16 protein-coding genes are annotated in these 18,041 nt (G+C 49.6%); 10 read left to right on the top strand and 6 right to left on the bottom strand.

Translation table 11 applies throughout. From position 1 onward, the window contains the following. The first annotated feature begins 299 nt into the window (after positions 1-299). A complete protein-coding gene (locus BBP27_RS00080; RefSeq protein WP_188211899.1) occupies positions 300-2,159 on the top strand; it encodes an acyltransferase family protein in 1,860 nt (619 codons plus the stop codon). A 75-nt stretch (positions 2,160-2,234) separates the two neighbouring features. Next, complete coding sequence (tyrS, locus tag BBP27_RS00075; RefSeq protein WP_003748882.1) at positions 2,235-3,530, top strand: tyrosine--tRNA ligase; 1,296 nt, start codon at positions 2,235-2,237, stop codon at positions 3,528-3,530. A 173-nt stretch (positions 3,531-3,703) separates the two neighbouring features. Here tyrS and hslO read toward each other — a convergent pair whose 3' ends face one another. Next, entirely contained in the window at positions 3,704-4,600 is an 897-nt protein-coding gene (gene hslO, locus BBP27_RS00070; RefSeq protein WP_188211900.1) for an Hsp33 family molecular chaperone HslO, read from the bottom strand. Positions 4,601-4,860: 260 nt separating this feature from the next. Here hslO and BBP27_RS00065 point away from each other — a divergent pair, with 260 nt between their 5' ends. Both BBP27_RS00065 and BBP27_RS00060 read left to right on the top strand, forming a co-directional pair. Beyond that, positions 4,861-5,490 carry a C40 family peptidase gene (locus BBP27_RS00065; protein WP_188211901.1) on the top strand — a complete coding sequence of 210 codons (630 nt, stop codon included), beginning with the start codon at positions 4,861-4,863 and terminating at the stop codon, positions 5,488-5,490. Between the two features lie 8 nt (positions 5,491-5,498). Beyond that, positions 5,499-5,720 (top strand): hypothetical protein, encoded by a 222-nt coding sequence (locus BBP27_RS00060; protein ID WP_036492912.1) that lies wholly within the window; start codon positions 5,499-5,501, stop codon positions 5,718-5,720. 81 nt (positions 5,721-5,801) lie between these two features. On the opposite strand, the gene BBP27_RS00055 is transcribed toward BBP27_RS00060, so the two are convergent. Genes BBP27_RS00055 through dxs form a run of 3 tightly spaced genes read right to left on the bottom strand, consistent with a single transcriptional unit; the run spans position 5,802 to position 10,174 of the window. Further along, a complete protein-coding gene (locus BBP27_RS00055) occupies positions 5,802-7,202 on the bottom strand; it encodes an L-serine ammonia-lyase (protein ID WP_114926357.1) in 1,401 nt (466 codons plus the stop codon). Between the two features lie 35 nt (positions 7,203-7,237). Further along, complete coding sequence (locus BBP27_RS00050; RefSeq protein ID WP_049336384.1) at positions 7,238-8,248, bottom strand: glycosyltransferase family 2 protein; 1,011 nt, start codon at positions 8,246-8,248, stop codon at positions 7,238-7,240. Between the two features lie 36 nt (positions 8,249-8,284). Further along, positions 8,285-10,174 (bottom strand): 1-deoxy-D-xylulose-5-phosphate synthase, encoded by a 1,890-nt coding sequence (gene dxs / locus BBP27_RS00045; protein WP_188211902.1) that lies wholly within the window; start codon positions 10,172-10,174, stop codon positions 8,285-8,287. A gap of 133 nt (positions 10,175-10,307) precedes the next feature. Between dxs and orn the strand changes: the two genes are divergently transcribed. The 6 genes from orn to BBP27_RS00015 all read left to right on the top strand — a co-directional run bounded on the left by orn (position 10,308) and on the right by BBP27_RS00015 (position 15,119). After that, positions 10,308-10,865, top strand: a complete 558-nt coding sequence (gene orn, locus BBP27_RS00040) for an oligoribonuclease (RefSeq protein WP_188211903.1) — start codon at positions 10,308-10,310, stop codon at positions 10,863-10,865. Positions 10,866-10,928: 63 nt separating this feature from the next. Beyond that, entirely contained in the window at positions 10,929-11,351 is a 423-nt protein-coding gene (gene queD, locus BBP27_RS00035; protein ID WP_188211904.1) for a 6-carboxytetrahydropterin synthase QueD, read from the top strand. Positions 11,352-11,424: 73 nt separating this feature from the next. After that, the gene (locus BBP27_RS00030) at positions 11,425-11,796 is read left to right on the top strand and encodes a DUF1304 domain-containing protein (RefSeq protein WP_101755813.1); all 372 of its coding nucleotides are present in this window, start codon (positions 11,425-11,427) and stop codon (positions 11,794-11,796) included. A 108-nt stretch (positions 11,797-11,904) separates the two neighbouring features. Then, positions 11,905-12,540 (top strand): 7-carboxy-7-deazaguanine synthase QueE, encoded by a 636-nt coding sequence (locus tag BBP27_RS00025; protein WP_188211905.1) that lies wholly within the window; start codon positions 11,905-11,907, stop codon positions 12,538-12,540. Between the two features lie 332 nt (positions 12,541-12,872). After that, positions 12,873-14,459 (top strand): L-lactate permease, encoded by a 1,587-nt coding sequence (locus BBP27_RS00020; RefSeq protein WP_188211906.1) that lies wholly within the window; start codon positions 12,873-12,875, stop codon positions 14,457-14,459. A 297-nt stretch (positions 14,460-14,756) separates the two neighbouring features. Next, positions 14,757-15,119: an ACP-like domain-containing protein gene (locus BBP27_RS00015; protein WP_188211907.1), complete on the top strand. Its 363-nt coding sequence runs from the start codon at positions 14,757-14,759 to the stop codon at positions 15,117-15,119. A gap of 140 nt (positions 15,120-15,259) precedes the next feature. Here the strand turns inward: BBP27_RS00015 and dnaN are convergent, their stop codons facing one another. Together dnaN and dnaA are read right to left on the bottom strand one after the other, a co-directional pair. Beyond that, positions 15,260-16,363, bottom strand: coding sequence for a DNA polymerase III subunit beta (dnaN, locus tag BBP27_RS00010; RefSeq protein ID WP_004520410.1), 1,104 nt, complete (start codon positions 16,361-16,363; stop codon positions 15,260-15,262). Positions 16,364-16,469: 106 nt separating this feature from the next. After that, complete coding sequence (dnaA, locus tag BBP27_RS00005; protein ID WP_070584752.1) at positions 16,470-18,041, bottom strand: chromosomal replication initiator protein DnaA; 1,572 nt, start codon at positions 18,039-18,041, stop codon at positions 16,470-16,472.

Genomic DNA, 18,041 nt, shown 5'->3' with positions numbered 1-18,041 from the left:
GCGTAAGGTTACATCATCAATAACAATATCATTGATATGACAATAAATAATTAAACAATACCACATCGTATTGATTCATTATAAAAACAACATATTAAATATTATGTTGAAACTATCAACTTTATTCCTACTCTAATCCATTACTATTCAAACGCATATCATCAGCAATCATTCTAAGAAGGCAAACAAACTGCCCTGTTCCGACAAACGATGGCCGACCTCCGAAATACTGCCATTCTCGGCAGGAATCACTTTTCAGACGACGCCATTAATATAAAACTAATTAAAATCAAAATATTATGAGCAAAGTTTTATCTTACCGCCCAGATATTGATACATTGCGTGCCGTTGCTGTTCTATCCGTTGTCGTTTTCCATATTGAAAAAAACTGGCTGCCTGGCGGCTTTCTTGGTGTTGATATCTTTTTTGTCATTTCCGGCTTTCTGATCACGATGATTATCCATCGTGAAATGAGCAGCGGGATTTTCTCGTTCAAAAAGTTTTACATCCGCCGTATCAAGCGGATACTGCCCGCATTTTTTACCGTATTGGCGGCAACGCTGATCTGCGGCTTTCTTTTATTCACCAAAGATGATTTTTCCCTTTTATGGAGGACCGCCCTGTCCACCTTGGGGTTCATCTCGAATATCTTTTTTGCAAAGGGTCAGGGCTATTTCGACCCCATACAAGAAGAAAAACCTTTGCTTCATATTTGGTCTTTATCGGTCGAAGAACAATATTATTTCGTCTTCCCGATATTGCTGTTACTGGTGGTCCACAAAAGCTGGCGCACTCAGTTTGTCTTCCTCATCACGCTATGCGTATTCAGCATTTTGGCTTCTTTTATACCGACTTCGCTGGATAAATATTACCTGCCCCATCTGCGCGCCTGCGAAATGCTGATCGGCTCATTAACAGCCGTGTGGATGCAATACCGGCAACAACAAGGGCTGGATACCGGCAAACCATATGCGGCGGCAGGCGCATTGCTTTCCGTATGCGTACTGTTTGCCTGCCTGTTTGCCTATACGGAAAAAACCGCCTATTTTCCGGGGCCTGCCGCCATCATTCCTTGTTTGGCTGCCGCCGCATTCATTTATTTCAATCAATTTGAACACCGGCTGAAACAATTTTTCCAATGGAAGATTACCGTCGGCATAGGCTTGATTTCCTATTCACTGTATCTGTGGCATTGGCCTGTATTGGCTTTTATGAGATACATCGGTTCAAACAATCTGCCTTCGTATTCGACTGCAGCCGCGATTGTCTTAATGTTTGCACTCTCTCTGCTTTCTTATTATTTTGTCGAGAAGCCGTTTAAAAAGTGGAAAGGCTCTTTTGCCCAATCTGTGGCATGGATTTATGCCGTCCCCATGCTTGTTTTGACCATAACGCCTTTTCTTGCCATGAGGCTTCCGTTTATGGAGCAGTACGATCATATGGGATTGGCGCGTTCCTACACTTCTTGCCACAACAATACCGACAAACAATGTGTTTGGGGCGATACCGACAAACAGCCGGAATTACTGATTTTGGGCGATTCGCATGCCGACCAATATAAAACGTTTTTTGATACCGTCGGCAAAAAAGAAAAATGGTCGGCAACGATGGTCACGGCGGACAGTTGTGCCTATGTAGAAGATTATGCCGCCCCCATATTCAAGCAAAACGCCTCCTGCCGTGCCGTTTACGAGTATGCCAAAGAGCATCTGCCCCAATACTCAAAAGTGCTTTTGGCCATGCGCTGGGGCAGCCAAATGCCTGAAAACAGCCATTCCCTTGCTTACGATGCCGATTTTTTCAAAAAATTCGACCTCATGTTGCAAAAACTTTCTTCAGAAAAACAAGCCGTTTACCTGATGCTGGACAACCCTAATCTGTCCTACAACGGCTTGCGTGCCTATATTTTGTCTTACCGCATACCTGGATTTAATCAAACTCTTGTTATTGATGAACAAAACACTTTTAAAGGAAATGAACGCATCAAAAAATTAGCCGAAAAATATGCCAATATGTATATTATCGATGCCGCTGCCTATATTCCACAGAATTTTAAAATCAACGGATTGCCGGTTTATTCCGATAGAGACCACATCAACCCTTACGGCGGCAGAGAACTGGCCAAGCGTTTTTCTGAAAAACACACGCTTCTTCAGTAAGCCATAGCCATTCATCCGATGAAATTTGCTACAATTAGCAGTTTGTAAAACTGCTAATTTTTTTGGAAGACATCAATGAGCGTCATCAAAGACCTACAATCGCGTGGCTTAATCGCGCAAACTACCGACATCGAAGCCTTAGACGCTTTGCTAAACGAACAAAAAATTTCCCTCTATTGCGGTTTTGACCCGACAGCCGACAGCCTGCACATCGGCCACCTGCTGCCTGTATTGGCATTGCGCCGTTTCCAACAAGCCGGCCATACGCCGATTGCTTTGGTGGGCGGCGCGACCGGCATGATCGGCGACCCAAGCTTTAAAGCGACAGAACGCAGCTTGAATTCCGCCGAAACCGTTGCCGGCTGGGTGGAAAGCATCCGCAACCAACTGACCCCTTTCTTAAGCTTTGAAGGCGATAACGCCGCCATTATGGCCAACAACGCCGACTGGTTCGGCAGCATGAACTGCCTCGACTTCCTGCGCGACATCGGCAAGCATTTTTCCGTCAACGCCATGCTGAACAAAGAATCCGTCAAACAGCGTATCGAACGCGACGATGTGGGCATTTCCTTTACCGAGTTCGCCTACTCCCTGCTGCAAGGCTACGACTTTGCCGAGTTGAACAAACGCCACGGCGCGGTTTTGGAAATCGGCGGCTCCGACCAATGGGGCAACATCACTGCCGGTATCGACCTGACCCGCCGCCTGCACCAAAAACAAGTATTCGGCCTGACCCTGCCTTTGGTTACCAAATCAGACGGCACCAAATTCGGCAAAACCGAAGGCGGCGCGGTATGGTTGAACGCGAAAAAAACTTCTCCGTATCAGTTCTACCAATTCTGGCTGAAAGTGGCCGACGCCGATGTGTATAAATTCCTGAAATACTTTACCTTCCTGTCTATCGAAGAAATCGATGCCATCGAAGCGAAAGACAAAGCCAGCGGCACCAAGCCAGAAGCGCAACGCATTCTTGCCGAAGAAATGACCCGTCTGATTCACGGCGAAGAAGCCCTTGCCGCCGCCCAACGTATTTCTGAAAGCCTGTTTGCCGAAGACCAAAGCCATCTCACCGAAAGCGACTTCGAGCAGCTGGCACTCGACGGCCTGCCGACTTTTGAAGTTTCCGAGAGCCTCAACGTGGTGGAAACTTTGGTGAAAACCGGTTTGGCGTCTTCCAACAAAGAAGCACGCGGTTTTGTCAACAGCAAAGCGGTTTTGCTCAACGGCAAACCTGCCGAAGCCAACAATCCGAACCATGCCGCTGAAAAACCTGACGATGCCTACATGCTGACCGACGAACACAAACGTTTCGGTAAATACACCATCGTCCGCCGCGGCAAACGCAACCACGCTTTGTTGGTTTGGAAATAATCTTTAAACATTAAACGCATCGTTTAAAACAATCATGCCGTCTGAAATCAGCCACGCTTTTTCAGACGGCATTTTCTATTGATGATATTCAGTTTTCCCAAAAAGAAAGGACAGGTTTTACACCTGCCCTTCTATTAAATAATCCAATTTTTTAAGCAACTTTTATCGCGCGATTACTGCAAACGCTCATTTTCTTGACGGACGGCATTCACCACGTCCGCGCCAAACAAAGCGTTGACATCGGTTTCATCAAACACATATTTGCTATGGCAGAAATCGCAGTCAATTTGAATGCTGCCTTGTTCCGCCACCACGCCGCCGACTTCCTGACCGCCAAGCATCAACAGCATATCGCTGACTTTGCCGCGTGAGCAGGTGCAGGCAAATTCAATGGCTTCCGGTTCAAAAACGCGGGGCGGGGTTTCATGGTAAAGGCGGTAAAGGGCGTGATGAGCGTCCAAACCGGTCAATTCTTGCGGAGTAAGCGTTTGCGCAAGCGTAGTCACATGCTCCCAAGCGGCATCATCCAATTCTTCTTCCGGCAGGCGTTGTAGCAATAATGCGCCTGCGGCTTGGTCATCGGCGGCAAGCGTAATATAGGTATCGAGCTGCTCGGAACGTTTCATATAGTTGACCAGCATTTGCGCAATGCTGTCGCCTTCCAGTGGCACAACACCTTGCCAAGGGTCGGCATCTTTAGGCTGATGGGTCAAAACGAACACGCTGTTGTCGCCCAACAGCGCAGTCAGGCTTTCGTCATCACGGATTTCAGCGGTTTCGTCCCAACGGGCGGTAGCGCGAACAGTATTTTCAGAAGTCGCTTCCACCACCAACATTTTCAGACGGCCCTGACCTTGAACCTGAACAATCAGCGTGCCTTCGTTTTTAAGGTTGGCAGACAATAAAGAGCCGGCGGCCAGCAACTCGCCCAAAGCGCGGCGGATGGCGACAGGATAATGTTTTTGGTTGACGATGTGTTGCCAAACCTTTTCGAGGCGGATGTGCATACCGCGGATAGGCATATCGTCAAAGATAAAGCGTGTACGGATATCGCTGTGATTTTGTGTCATGTCAGTCTCTGAAAATAAATCAATGAATGCCGCTTATATGGTTGCAGCGGCGGATAAATCAAGCGAAACCGCGCCTGATGTTTTTCTAGTTCTTTTGGAAACAAGGGTTTAACGCAAAATAACAGCAGTTTTTTTGCCAAAAAGACAGTTTTTTAATACAATCAAGCAGATAACAAGAGAATGATACGGGATAACATCTCAGAAACCGGCAATGTGCCTGCAATCGGCAGGGAATGCCTTCTGAAACGGAAGTTTGTACAATGAATTTTTTACTCCGGCTCGCAGCAGTTTGGACTTCGGTCGCCATGCTCGCGAGCGTCAATTTTTCTTACGCCGATGATTTGGAAAACCTGATTACCACCCGTCAGCGTGTTTTAAACCAATTCAACGACAATGCCAACGTTTACGGCAATACGCGTCAGGCAACCCCTGTCCATCCCACCAATACCTATCCTGCCGCAAACAACAATACGCGCGCACCTTCGGGCAACGCAGATGAGTTAATCGGCAGCGCCATGGGCTTGCTCGGCGTGGCCTACCGCTACGGCGGCACATCGGCCTCTACCGGCTTTGACTGCAGCGGCTTTATGCAACACATCTTTAAACGCGCCATGGGTCTGAACCTGCCGCGCACTTCTGCCGAACAAGCGCAAATGGGCGTTGCCGTGAGCCGTTCGGAATTGCAGCCGGGCGACATGGTCTTTTTCCGCACCATGGGCCGCGGCCGTATTTCCCACGTCGGCCTCTACATCGGCAACAACAATTTCATTCACGCACCGAGGACGGGCAAACGTATCGAAATTACCAGCCTCGGCCACAAATATTGGAGCGCGAAATACGCCTTCGGCCGCCGCGTGAAGAAAAACGATCCTTCCCGTTTCTTAAACTGAGGTGAGCTATGGCAATGCCGCAAATGCCCAAATGGTATGACGACGACGGTCAAATCGTTTCCTGCACCGAAAAAGTCAAAGTCATGACCGAAAACTTGAACGAACTCTACCAAATGGCTCAGGACGCTTTTGAAGACGCCCTGCTGATGGGTTGCTCCGAAAAACAGTTGCGCGAATACTTCCGCGACTTAATGGCCGGGCTGGAAAACCCTTATCAAAAAAACGGTTAGTGATTCGATCCATACAAAAAAAAGGCCGTCTGAAAATTTTTCAGACGGCCTTTTTTATCGGGCAGATCCCCTACCCTATTGCTAACATTCCACCACGCGCACGGATACCGGTATGGCTTTTTTCTGCAAGGTGATAGCCAGGCCGGCGAGTGAGGTTTCTTTGTAGGTTGCCTTCATATCGCGGCCGGTTTGCAGCATGGTTTGAATCACTTCATCAAGTGAAACTTTTTTGTCTGTGCCGTCTTCCAAAAGCGCGAGGGTGGCGAGCTTGAGGGCTTTTTCGGCGGCGATGCCGTTGCGCTCGATACAGGGGATTTGCACCAAGCCACCGACAGGGTCGCAGGTCAGGCCCAAGTGGTGTTCCATGGCCATTTCGGCGGCGTTTTCCACTTGTTTCGGTGTTCCGCCGATAACTTCAGCGTATGCACCCGCCGCCATAGAACACGCTACGCCGACTTCGCCTTGACAACCAACGTCCGCACCGGAAATCGACGCATTGGTTTTGTACAAAATACCGATGGCACCGGCAGTCAGCAGGAAATCTTCGACACGCGATTGGTTGGCGTGTGGATTAAATTTACGGAAATAGTGCAAGACGGCAGGGATAATGCCAGCCGCGCCGTTGGTGGGTGCGGTGACGACGCGGCCGCCGGCGGCATTTTCTTCATTGACCGCCATGGCGTACACCATCGGCCAAAGTTGGGTATTGACGATTTCGCTCTCGCGCAGGACTTTGAGTTTGGCTGCCAACTGCGGCGCGCGGCGACGGACGTTCAGGCCACCCGGCAACTGCCCTTCCGCACCCAAGCCGCGCTTGATGCAGTTTTCCATCACATCGGCCACGGCAGCCACACGGCGGCGGACTTTCGCTTCATCGCAACCTGCCAACGCCGCTTCATTGGCCAACACGACTTCGGAAATATTCAACTGGTTCAGACGGCATTGTGCCAGCAACTCGTCGCAGTTTTTGTATGGATACGGCACATCGGCATTTTCCTGCGCCTCTTGTGCAAACCCTTCGTCTGTTACGATAAAACCGCCACCGACCGAATAATAAATCTGTTCTTTCAGCTTCTGGCCGTCTGAATTGTAGGCGATAAAGTTCAAACCGTTCGGATGTTTGGGCAACACTTTGTCGCCGCGGATATCCAAATCTTTTTCGGGATTGAAGACCATTTCACGGCCGTTGAGTTTTAAAACGTGCTGCGTGCGGATACGTTCCAAGCGTTGAGGGATGTCTGCAAGCGGGATATCGTGCGGCAGGCTGCCTTCCAAACCAAGCAATAATGCGTCGAATGTGCCGTGTCCGATGCCGGTCAAAGCAAGCGAACCGTACACTTCAATGACAATGCGCGCCACTTGTGTATCTAAGTTTTCGGCATTCAGCAAATCAGCAAAAGCGGCCGCAGCCTTCATCGGGCCGACGGTGTGCGAGCTGGACGGGCCGATGCCGATTTTGAAAATATCAAAGATGCTGATCATAACTTTCCTATTATTGTGTGTGCGGGCTGTGTTTTTCAGACGGCCTTAAGGCCTAAAGAGGAATCTTGTGCTCCGCTTGCCAATGCAAGTACCAAATGTCCGACAGTCATCAAAGGATCGCCTGCTTCCGGCGAGGTGTATTTCAGCATCAGCGGTTTTTTACGCAAGGGTTCGTAACGGCTGACTCTACAATGCGAGTCTTCCAAACTTGTAGAACCGGAGCGGTATCTGTATGCCAACAGCCGTAAATTATTCAAGTCCATCTTCATGCCGTTATCCAACAATTCGCGCAACTGGTTTTCCCAGGCAATATCATTGCTTCCGTCTTTAATGGCAATCAAGATGGACTTTTCGAGGATTTTTTTGATGTGCTGGTTCAAGGAGCGGATTGGGAAATGCCCCAGCCACAACAAATCGGTCTCTGCAAATTGTGCGGAAAACTGCTCGATAAACCAGGAATGTAAACCTCGATAATTCGGCGAATGAAACAGGGTTGATTTAACCTTGTTGCCATCTTTATCCAACATGTAATGGCAGCCGATAATCACGCTGCAAGATTCGGCAGCCCATCTGGGAATAATGACTTTGGGGGTAAAGAGCGTTTCGAGGCGTTGCTCGGTAAATTGTGTGGTGAAATCGGGGTTGTATTGCAACGATGTCGGCAAATAGCCGCGCCAAAGGTACATGCCGATCCTGTTTTCTCCGATGACATCCAAGAGTTGTTCCAGCATGGTACGGCTAGGACATAAAATAAATTCGTCCGCATCCAGCGGAAATACGAAATCTATCACTTCATCTTTTGCTACAAGCTGCTTCATCAACTGGTTTACCAATTGGTCTTGATTGAACTTGAGCGCTTGATATTGATAGATAAATACCGGTAAACCTTCTTCTTTCAATTGAATCAGGATTTCCCTTGTGCCATCGCTGCTGCCATGATCGATGATGTGCATTTCATCCATCAGCTCGAGATTATGACGGACAAACGATTCGATAACGTCGTTTTCGTTGCGCACCATACTGATGCTGATTAATTTTTTTCCCATAAATTATGCAATGTATTGATAGGTTTTAATCATTTTTCAGACGGCCTTGATCCAACCGGCAATGCGTTTTTCAATCGCTTCGGCACTCAAACCCAAGTCGTCTAACAGTTTTTTCGGGTCGCCGTGTTCGGTAACTTTGTCTTCTACACCCAGCAGCAATACCGGTTTGCAGATGCCGTGTTTCGCCAACACTTCCAACACCGCGCTGCCTGCGCCGCCTTGTTCAGCGTTTTCTTCGGCAGTAACGATGTAATCATGGCTTCGGGCAAGACGGACGATCAGCTCTTCATCTATCGGTTTGACAAAGCGCATATCGGCAACGGTCGCGTTCAGCTTGTCGGCAGCAACCAATGATGGGGCAACCATGCTGCCAAAGGCGATAACGGCAATTTTCTCGCCTTCGCGACGGATAATGCCTTTGCCGATTTCAACGGTTTCCAGGCCGTCTGAAACGGTTGCACCCGTGCCTGTACCGCGCGGATAACGGACGGCGGACGGAGAGTCTGCCTGATAGCAGGTTGAGAGTAGCAGGCGACATTCGTTTTCGTCACTTGGTGCGGCAATAATCATGTTCGGCACGCAACGCAAAAAACTCAAGTCGTACAAACCGGCATGGGTCGGGCCGTCTGCACCGACAATACCGGCGCGGTCGATAGCGAACAAAACAGGCAGGTTTTGCAAGGCAACGTCGTGCACCAACTGGTCGTAAGCGCGTTGCAGGAAAGTGGAGTAAATCGCTACAACAGGCTTGATGCCTTCGCATGCCAAACCGCCGGCAAAGGTAACGGCGTGTTGCTCGGCGATGCCGACGTCGAAATAGCGGTCGGGGAATTGCTGTTCAAACTCAACCAAGCCGCTACCCTCGCGCATGGCAGGCGTGATGGCAACCAAACGCTCGTCCGCCGCCGCTTGGTCGCACAGCCATTGGCCGAACACTTGCGTATAAGTCGGTTTGGCCGCGGCAGGTTTCACTTCCGGGGCAGGCACTTCGCTCGGCAGCTTGGCGACAGCGTGGTATTTGACGGGGTCGTTTTCGGCGAATTTGTAGCCGTTGCCTTTTTTGGTGATGACGTGCAACAACTGAGGGCCTTTGCGGCCGCGCAAGTCTTTTAATACGTCCACCAGATTTTCAACGTTGTGGCCGTCCACAGGGCCGGTGTAACGGAAACCGAAGTTTTCAAACAAAGACAGCGACTGTTTGGCGTGTTCCGCTTCGCCTGCCAAGGTTTTGATTTTATTTTCAACTTTTTGGGCAAGCTCCATCGCGCCGGGCAATTTGTCCAATACTTTGCTCGATTGGGCTTTGATGGTGCTCAACAGGCCGTGCATATCGCGCACGACGTTGCTGGCGAGGTATTTCGGCAATGCGCCGACATTGGGGGAAATCGACATTTCGTTGTCGTTGAGGATGACCAGCAAATCGACATCCATATCGCCTGCACAGTTCAGGGCTTCAAACGCCTGACCCGCCGTCATGGCTCCGTCGCCGATGATGGCGACGCTGCGGCGGTTGTTGCCCAACTGTTTGTCCGCAACGGCCATGCCCAAAGCCGCGCCTATGGATGTGGAAGAATGCCCCACGCCGAACGCGTCATATTCCGACTCGCTGCGTTTTGGGAACCCCGCCAAACCGCCGTATTGGCGCATGGTGTGCATTTGATTTTTGCGGCCGGTGAGGATTTTGTGCGGATAGCTTTGATGGCCGACATCCCAGACCAAATGGTCTTCTGGCGTGTCGTACACATAATGCAGTGCAACCGTCAGCTCGACCGCGCCCAAGTTACTGGCGAAATGGCCGCCCGTCTTACCGACGGAATCCAACAGAAATTCGCGCAATTCGGCGGCGACTTGCGGCAGCTGTTTTTTCTCCAGACGGCGCAAATCCTGAGGCGTATCGATAATATCGAGCAAAGGGCTTGGGTTCATGATTTTTGGCGGTGAATTTTTGTGTAACGGACGATTATATCAAGAGATTGCACAACTTGTTACAAATGCTTTCAGACGGCCCGAACCTTTATCCTTTATAATACTGCCAACTGAAAACACAAGGCCGTCTGAAATGACCCAAAACGCAAACAATCTCTGCTGGCTCGATATGGAAATGACCGGCCTCAACCCGGAACACGACCGCATTATCGAAGTCGCCATGATCATTACCGACTCCGATTTGAACGTACTGGCGCAATCGGACGTTTACGTCATCCATCAAAGCGACGAGTTGCTCGACGGCATGGACGAGTGGAACACCGCCACCCACGGCCGCACCGGCCTGACCCAACGCGTGCGTGAATCCAAACTGACCGAAGCCGAAGTCGAGCAAAACCTGTTGAACTTCATGTCCGCATGGATACCCGAGAAATCCACGCCCATGTGCGGCAACTCCATCCATCAAGACCGCCGCTTCATGGTCAAATACATGCCGCGCTTGGAAGCCTATTTCCACTACCGCAACTTAGACGTGTCCACGCTGAAAGAATTGGCCAAACGCTGGAATCCGGCCGTCGCCAAAAGCGTGGTCAAACGCGGTTCACACAAGGCATTGGACGACATCCTCGAAAGCATCGAAGAAATGCGCCATTATCGCGAGCATTTCCTCAAACTCCCTTCCGAACAATAATCCCAAGGCCGTCTGAAACAGGTTTTACACCGTTCAGACGGCCTGATCGGCTTCCTTCATCTCATGAAAATCACCAAAATCTTTACCTTCGATTCCTCGCACATGCTCGACGGGCATGACGGCAAATGCCAAAACCTGCACGGCCACACCTACAAACTCGAAATCACCGTCTCCGCGCCCGTTATCCAAGGCGGCGCAAAAGACGGCATGGTGATGGACTTTACCGACCTGAAAGCCATCGTCAAACAACACATTACCGACCCGTTCGACCATGCCTTCATCTATCACGACAACAACGAACGCGAAAGCCAAATCGCCGCGCTTTTGGAAGGCTGGAACATGAAAACCCTGCGCCTGCCCTGCCGCACCACCGCCGAAAACATGAGCGTAGAAATGTATGGCCGTCTGAAAAACGCCGGTGTCAAAGTGTGCAGCGTGAAACTATGGGAAACGCCGACTTCGTGTGCGGAATATGAAGGGGAATAAACCGGCATTTTGTATTTTTCAGACGGCCTGTTCCCCAAACACACCCATCCGCTAAACATCAAAAGGAATCTTCATGAAAATCATCTCCACCCTCCTTGTCCTCTTCGTCGCTGTCGAACACTTCTACATCGCCTGGCTCGAAATGACGCAAATCCCAAGCGAAAAAGCGTCAGAGCTGTTCAACATGCCTTACGAGTTTATGGAACAAAAACGCGTACAAACCCTGTTTTCCAACCAAGGCCTGTACAACGGCTTCCTCGCCATCGGCTTGGTATGGGCGCGCTTTGCCGCACCCGACAACGCGGTTTACGGCGCGACCATCCTGTTCCTCGGCTTCGTCCTCATCGCCGCCGCATGGGGCGCGTTTTCATCCGGCAACAAAGGCATTTTGTTCAAACAAGGGTTGCCGGCATTTTTGGCCGCCGCAGCCGTCATTGCCTCTTAAGCACACACCAGCCATTCTTTCCTATTGAACCGACAGAAAGAATGGCTGCCTCAACCTATTTCTCAAAACGCTTCACCACAACAATTAGAACCCGCACACCCGACATTCATGACCATTCAAATCACACCAAACAATCCCCAATACCGCATTGTCGAAATCTTTGAAAGCCTTCAAGGCGAAGGCTGGAATACAGGCATGCCCGCCGTTTTCATCCGTTTGGGCAAATGCAATCTCGCGTGCAGCTGGTGCGATACTGACTACCTCAAATTCGGCATGATGAGCCTGTCCGATATTTTAGGCCGTCTGAAAACCTACACGGCGCGCAACATCATCATTACCGGCGGCGAACCCACCATCCAACCGCATTTGGATACCCTGCTCAATGCACTCAAAGCCGAAGGCTATTTTCTGTGTATCGAAACCAACGGCCTCAACCCCGCTCCACCGCAAATCGACTACGTTGCCACCAGCCCTAAGGCCTGCTATGCCGCCAAATATGAATCCAGTTGCATCAAGAAAGCCGACGAAGTGCGTATTGTTGCCGACGGCGATGTCGTTGCGTTTTGCCAAGAGATGGAACGCAAAATCCGCGCCCAACATTACTACCTCTCGCCTTGCGAGCAAGACGGTGTGATGAATATCTACGACAGCATCCGCCAAATCGGTGTGTTAAACAGCCGACCCAATGCCCCCGTCCATTGGCAACTGAGCGTACAAACGCATAAATGGGCAGGAATAGAATAATTCGTTTGAAATCAATTAAAAACAAAATCTTTACAAAATATTGAATGTAAATACCATTCGATATTCGACCAAATGCACTACTGGCAATGCTCTCAGGCCGTCTGAAAACCCAATTTCAGACGGCCTTTTTTGTTACAAAACTCTTGACCGATTACATAAGATTACGTAAAGTGTGCAACAGTTTTCATAAATTGGTAAAACCAATTTACCTGATAACTGGTTGCATCTAAAAAGGTGGCAATCCTTATTCGAAAAACATCTATTACTCAACACATCGCATCAAACCGCCATTGATTGACGGTTATGATGCTTGTTGCCCCGAGGATAATCCCATGGCTCTCTTTCTCAGTATTTTTCCCATCGTGCTGCTGATCTGGCTGATGGTTAAGAAAAACAGTATGCCGTCCTACGTCGCACTGCCGATTACCGCCGCGCTGATTTATGCCATCAAACTGTTTTATTTCGGCGACAACGCCATGTTGCTCAATGCAACAGCCGCGTCCGGCCTCGTCTCTACCCTGACCCCGATTACCGTGATTTTCGGTGCCATTATGTTTAACCGCATGATGGAAACCACCGGCTGTATCGACGTCATCCGCAAATGGCTGGCTACCATCAGCCCGAATCCGATTGCCCAGTTGATGATCATCGGCTGGTCTTTCGCCTTTATGATTGAAGGCGCATCCGGTTTCGGTACACCTGCCGCCATTGCCGCGCCAATCCTGATGAGCTTGGGCTTTAACCCGTTAAAAGTAGCTATCTTCACTTTGGTCATGAACTCCGTACCCGTATCCTTCGGTGCAGTAGGTACCCCGACTTGGTTCGGCTTCGCGCCTTTGGGCTTGGATCAAAAGAGCATTATGGAAATCGGTATGCAAACCGGCGTAATGCACTTCTTTGCTGGTTTCATCATCCCTGTTATCGGCTTGAGCTTCATCGTACCTTGGGCTGAAATCCGTAAAAACTTAGGCTTCATCGGTATCGCCGTATTCTCCTGTACCCTTCCTTACGTTGCATTGGCAATGGTCAATGAAGAATTCCCATCTTTGGTTGCCGGCGCAATCGGCCTGATGGTGTCCGTATTCGCAGCAAACCGCGGCTGGGGCTTGAGCAAAGATTACGCCAAAGACCCGAATGCAGAAAAAGTACCTTTCGCACAAGTTGCCAAAGCACTGGCTCCTTTGGGTATGCTGATCGGTATGCTGGTGGTCACCCGTATCAAACAGTTGGGCATCAAAGGCCTGCTGACCAGCAAAGAAGAATGGTTCAGCTTCCAACTGCCGTTTGATTTATCCAAAATCACCGTCAGCGACTCCCTGACCATCACCTTCGGCAACATCTTCGGTCAAGGCGTAAACGCTTCCTATCAAACCCTCTACGTTCCGGCTTGGATTCCGTTTGTCTTCACCGTTTGGATTTGCATCCTGCTGTACAAAACCAAATTCAAAGATGCGTGGTCTTTCTACGCTGCAACCTTCAACCAAACCAAAAAACCTCTGCTTGCCCTGATGGGTGCGCTGATTATGGTTCAACTGATGATGGTTGGCGGCGATGACTCCATGGTGAAAATCATCGGTAAAGAATTTGCCAATATGGCCGGCGAACATTGGGTGTACTTCTCCCCATACTTGGGCGCAATCGGTGCATTCTTCTCCGGCTCCAACACTGTATCCAACCTAACATTCGGTCCGATTCAACAACAAATCGCGCTTGATACCGGCCTGTCCGTTACCCTCATCCTCGCCCTACAATCCGTCGGCGGCGCAATGGGCAACATGGTCTGCATCAACAACATCATCGCCGTGTGCAGCGTGTTGAACGTGAACAACGCCGAAGGTGCCATCATCAAGAAAACTGTCATCCCAATGACCATCTACGGCATCATCGCCGTGACTGTGGCTGCAATTTTCTTCTTGTAAACCGCTTCATATCAAAGGCCGTCTGAATATTCAGACGGCCTTTTTTGTATTCTTTCGCTATATTTCTTAAAGAATCATTAATGTATATATTCCGCAACAATCCGCATAACCACTTTGCAACACCAAATTACAAACAACTTTCTATTAATAAACAATCGGGTAAGCATAAGTAAACACTGTTTTGCAATTTACCTAATTGCCACTACCGACAAAACGCCTAAAATACGCTTCATCTGCAAACGGAAACCCTTTCTCACTTTGCAAGATAACACACAACCCTCATATGGAGCTTAGATCATGAAATTACTTTCTGTTATCACTGCAGCCGCATTGGCTACTGTTTCCTTCTCTGCTGCCGCTGCACCTGCCGGCTTCGTTTCTTACCGTTGTGACGGTGGCAAATCACTGAACGTGATGTACGGCTTTGACCGTAGCGGCCGTGCAGTTACTGCCGACGTAAACGCCGGTGGCAAAAAAGCCTCTTTGGTTGTCGACAAAAAACGTTCTGACAGCACTGGCACTACTTTCACCAACCGTCAAGGTTATGCAATGTCTGCCGGTTTCATCGACAAAAACACCCACACTACTTCTGAAGTAGTTGGCGTGAACGCCCCTAACGGCTCATTCCTGGTGAAAAACTGCGAACCACGTCCACGTTAATCCCAGTTTTCCTATTTAACCGAATCATCCCGGTTTAATCAAAAGGCCGTCTGAAAAACAATTTTCAGACGGCCTTTTGATTCAATCCTATAAAAAAGAGCGTGTACCATACACGCTCTTTTTGTTTGTTCACACACCAATTAAATACGCATCGGCATTACGATGTATTTGAAATTCGGATTGTTCGGCACGGTAAACAGCGTTGAACGGTTGGCATCGCCGAAAGCAAGCTGCATATCGTCGGAGTGGATGTTACGCAACACATCCATCAAGTAGCCAATATTGAAACCGACTTCGAGTTCTCCGCCCTGGTAAGCGATTTCCAACTCTTCGCGCGCTTCTTCCTGCTCATTGTTGCTACATACGACACTCAGCAAACCAGGCTGCAGGAACAGTCGCGCGCCGCGGAATTTTTCATTGGCAAGAATGGCCGCACGTTCGAGCGCACCCAAAAGCTGGGTACGGGATACAAGGAAAATCTTGTCATTATCTAAAGGAATCACTCGGTTAAAGTCAGGGAACTTGCCGTCGATGACTTTGCTGACAATGGTCGTGCCATTGCATTGGAAGCGTACTTGATTATCCAAAAGCTCAACGGTGATGGACTCGGACGGATTGTTCAACAGCTTGAAGAGTTCCAATACCGTTTTGCGCGGCAGGATTACTTCCGTTTTTGGCAGTTCTGCTTCAATTTGGCTGGCCGCATAAGCAAGGCGGTGACCGTCGGTTGCAACAAGGCGCAGTTGGTTTCCTTCAACCTGCATCAGCAAGCCGTTGAGATAATAGCGGATATCTTGAACCGCCATGCTGTATTGCACTTGCGAAAGCATGGTTTTGAAGGTTTCTTGAGTCAGCGAGAAAGTCGCGCTGACGTCGCTGCCGACGTTCATCAACGGAAAGTCTTCAGCCGGCAGGGTTTGCAGGGCAAAACGGGATTTGCCCGCGCGCAGAGTCAAACGGTTGTCCGCCCAATCCAGTGACACCAGCGCACTGTCAGGCAGGGCGCGCAAAATGTCTTGGAATTTTTTAGCGTTGGTCGTAATACGGAAATCGCCTGCCTGACTTTCAGGGCCGGCGGTATTGATTTGGATTTCCAAGTCGGTTGCCAAAAGTTTGGTTTGTCCGTCTTTGCTTTCCAGCAACACATTGGACAAAATCGGCAGAGTATGGCGACGTTCGACAATACCGGTAACGGCTTGCAACGGCTTGAGCAGACTGTCGCGATCGGCTTGTAAAATCAGCATGTTCCATTCCTTTGAATTTGAAATCGGTTGATTTGGGTATTTTAAAATATTTTTTGTATTCAGACGGCCTCACATTGACATCAGGCCGTCTGAATATTGCATTGGGTCAGTTCTGAATCAAAATCAGCAGTTTTTCGTAGTCTTGCGCCAATTCGGGATCTTCTTCACGCAGTTTCGCCACCGCTTTAACACCGTGCATCACAGTCGTGTGGTCGCGACCGCCAAAGGCATCGCCAATAGAAGGCAGACTGAGCGTGGTCAGCTCTTTGGTCAGGCTCATGGCAACTTGGCGCGGGCGGGCGATGTTGCGCGTGCGTTTTTTGCCCAATATATCGCTGATTTTAATACGGTAGTATTTGGCTGTCGCATCTATGATGATGTCGGCAGTAATGACTTTGTGTTTCTCGGCAATAATATCCTGCAAAGCCGTGCGCGCCAAATCCATGTCGATAACAGGGCGATTCATAAAACGGCTGCTGGCGCTGACACGGTTAAACGCACCTTCCAGCTCACGAACATTGGAGCGGATCAGATTGGCAATAAACAGAGCAGCTTCGTCTTCGATACTGATACCGGCTGCTTCTGCCTTTTTCTGCAAAATCGCCACGCGCATTTCCAATTCGGGCGGTTCGAGTTCCAAAGTCAACCCCCATGAGAAACGGGATTTGAGACGGTCGTCCATACCCTCGATTTTGGCAGGCAATACGTCGCACGTCAGAATCAGCTGTTTTTTCTCGTTGTGGAAATGGTTGTACAGATAGAAGAATTCTTCCATCGTACGGTCTTTGCCTTTGATGAACTGAATATCGTCGATAATCAGCAGGTCATATTGTTTGTATTGTTGCTTGAACACATCATAAGTGTTGTTGCGCACCGCCTTCATAAAGCTGCGGATATAGTCGTCCGAGTGCATATAGCGCACTTTGGCATCAGGACGGTTTTTCAGCAATTCGTTGCCGATGGCCTGCACCAAGTGGGTTTTACCCAAACCGGTACTGCCGTATAAAAAAAACGGGTTGTAGCCCTGCCCCGGATTTTCAGCAATCGCTTGGGCGGCTGCGGCGGCAAGGCGGTTGCCCTTACCTTCCACCAAAGTTTCAAATGTATAGTCGCGCGACAAATTGGTCTGTTCGTAGCGCGCTTCTTCCGCATCGTGTTGCGCGTCGGTTTTGGCTTTGGCAACTGCTTTAGATTCAGCCGGAGCAGCAGTTTGCACTTGAGGCTCATCATGCGGCAGGTTTTTTATGCGTTGCGCCAAAATCTCGGCAGCCGTCATGGCAGCGACAGGCTTGGAAACCGTTTCAGACGGCCTATCTTCTTCCATTACAACAGCAGTTTGCAAAGGCATTTGAACAGGCTCTACACACTCTTCAACTTCAATGACTTCTTGCACTTGCACCGGCGCAACAGCCTGAGCCGCCATTTCATAATGCACACCTACGCCCGGCTTAAACGCGAAAGCAGCCTGCTGAGGCACCAATTCGGCACGCACGGCGTCAATTTTGGTGGCAAACTGGCTTTTGAGCATATTGCAGGCAAATTGGTTTTTACCATACACCACCCATGCGCCGTTTTCTTCACCCACGGTCAAAGGCGCAATCCATTGCGCAAACTGCCCGGCAGGCAACATTTCGTGAAGGCGGCAAAGGCACAGCGGCCAAAATTCAGCTAACGTCAT

Origin of the sequence: Neisseria sp. RH3002v2g (assembly GCF_014596425.2) — a bacterium.
Taxonomy (GTDB): domain Bacteria; phylum Pseudomonadota; class Gammaproteobacteria; order Burkholderiales; family Neisseriaceae; genus Neisseria.
This window is presented reverse-complemented; position numbering and strand designations above follow the sequence as displayed.

Excerpts from the sequence above, each read along its gene's own strand:
- BBP27_RS00080 (WP_188211899.1), top strand. The coding sequence starts at position 300 with ATGAGCAAAGTTTTATCTTACCGCCCAGATATTGATACATTGCGTGCC.
- tyrS (WP_003748882.1), top strand. The coding sequence starts at position 2,235 with ATGAGCGTCATCAAAGACCTACAATCGCGTGGCTTAATCGCGCAAACT.
- hslO (WP_188211900.1), bottom strand. The coding sequence starts at position 4,600 with ATGACACAAAATCACAGCGATATCCGTACACGCTTTATCTTTGACGAT.
- BBP27_RS00065 (WP_188211901.1), top strand. The coding sequence starts at position 4,861 with ATGAATTTTTTACTCCGGCTCGCAGCAGTTTGGACTTCGGTCGCCATG.
- BBP27_RS00060 (WP_036492912.1), top strand. The coding sequence starts at position 5,499 with ATGGCAATGCCGCAAATGCCCAAATGGTATGACGACGACGGTCAAATC.
- BBP27_RS00055 (WP_114926357.1), bottom strand. The coding sequence starts at position 7,202 with ATGATCAGCATCTTTGATATTTTCAAAATCGGCATCGGCCCGTCCAGC.
- BBP27_RS00050 (WP_049336384.1), bottom strand. The coding sequence starts at position 8,248 with ATGGGAAAAAAATTAATCAGCATCAGTATGGTGCGCAACGAAAACGAC.
- dxs (WP_188211902.1), bottom strand. The coding sequence starts at position 10,174 with ATGAACCCAAGCCCTTTGCTCGATATTATCGATACGCCTCAGGATTTG.
- orn (WP_188211903.1), top strand. The coding sequence starts at position 10,308 with ATGACCCAAAACGCAAACAATCTCTGCTGGCTCGATATGGAAATGACC.
- queD (WP_188211904.1), top strand. The coding sequence starts at position 10,929 with ATGAAAATCACCAAAATCTTTACCTTCGATTCCTCGCACATGCTCGAC.
- BBP27_RS00030 (WP_101755813.1), top strand. The coding sequence starts at position 11,425 with ATGAAAATCATCTCCACCCTCCTTGTCCTCTTCGTCGCTGTCGAACAC.
- BBP27_RS00025 (WP_188211905.1), top strand. The coding sequence starts at position 11,905 with ATGACCATTCAAATCACACCAAACAATCCCCAATACCGCATTGTCGAA.
- BBP27_RS00020 (WP_188211906.1), top strand. The coding sequence starts at position 12,873 with ATGGCTCTCTTTCTCAGTATTTTTCCCATCGTGCTGCTGATCTGGCTG.
- BBP27_RS00015 (WP_188211907.1), top strand. The coding sequence starts at position 14,757 with ATGAAATTACTTTCTGTTATCACTGCAGCCGCATTGGCTACTGTTTCC.
- dnaN (WP_004520410.1), bottom strand. The coding sequence starts at position 16,363 with ATGCTGATTTTACAAGCCGATCGCGACAGTCTGCTCAAGCCGTTGCAA.
- dnaA (WP_070584752.1), bottom strand. The coding sequence starts at position 18,041 with ATGACGTTAGCTGAATTTTGGCCGCTGTGCCTTTGCCGCCTTCACGAA.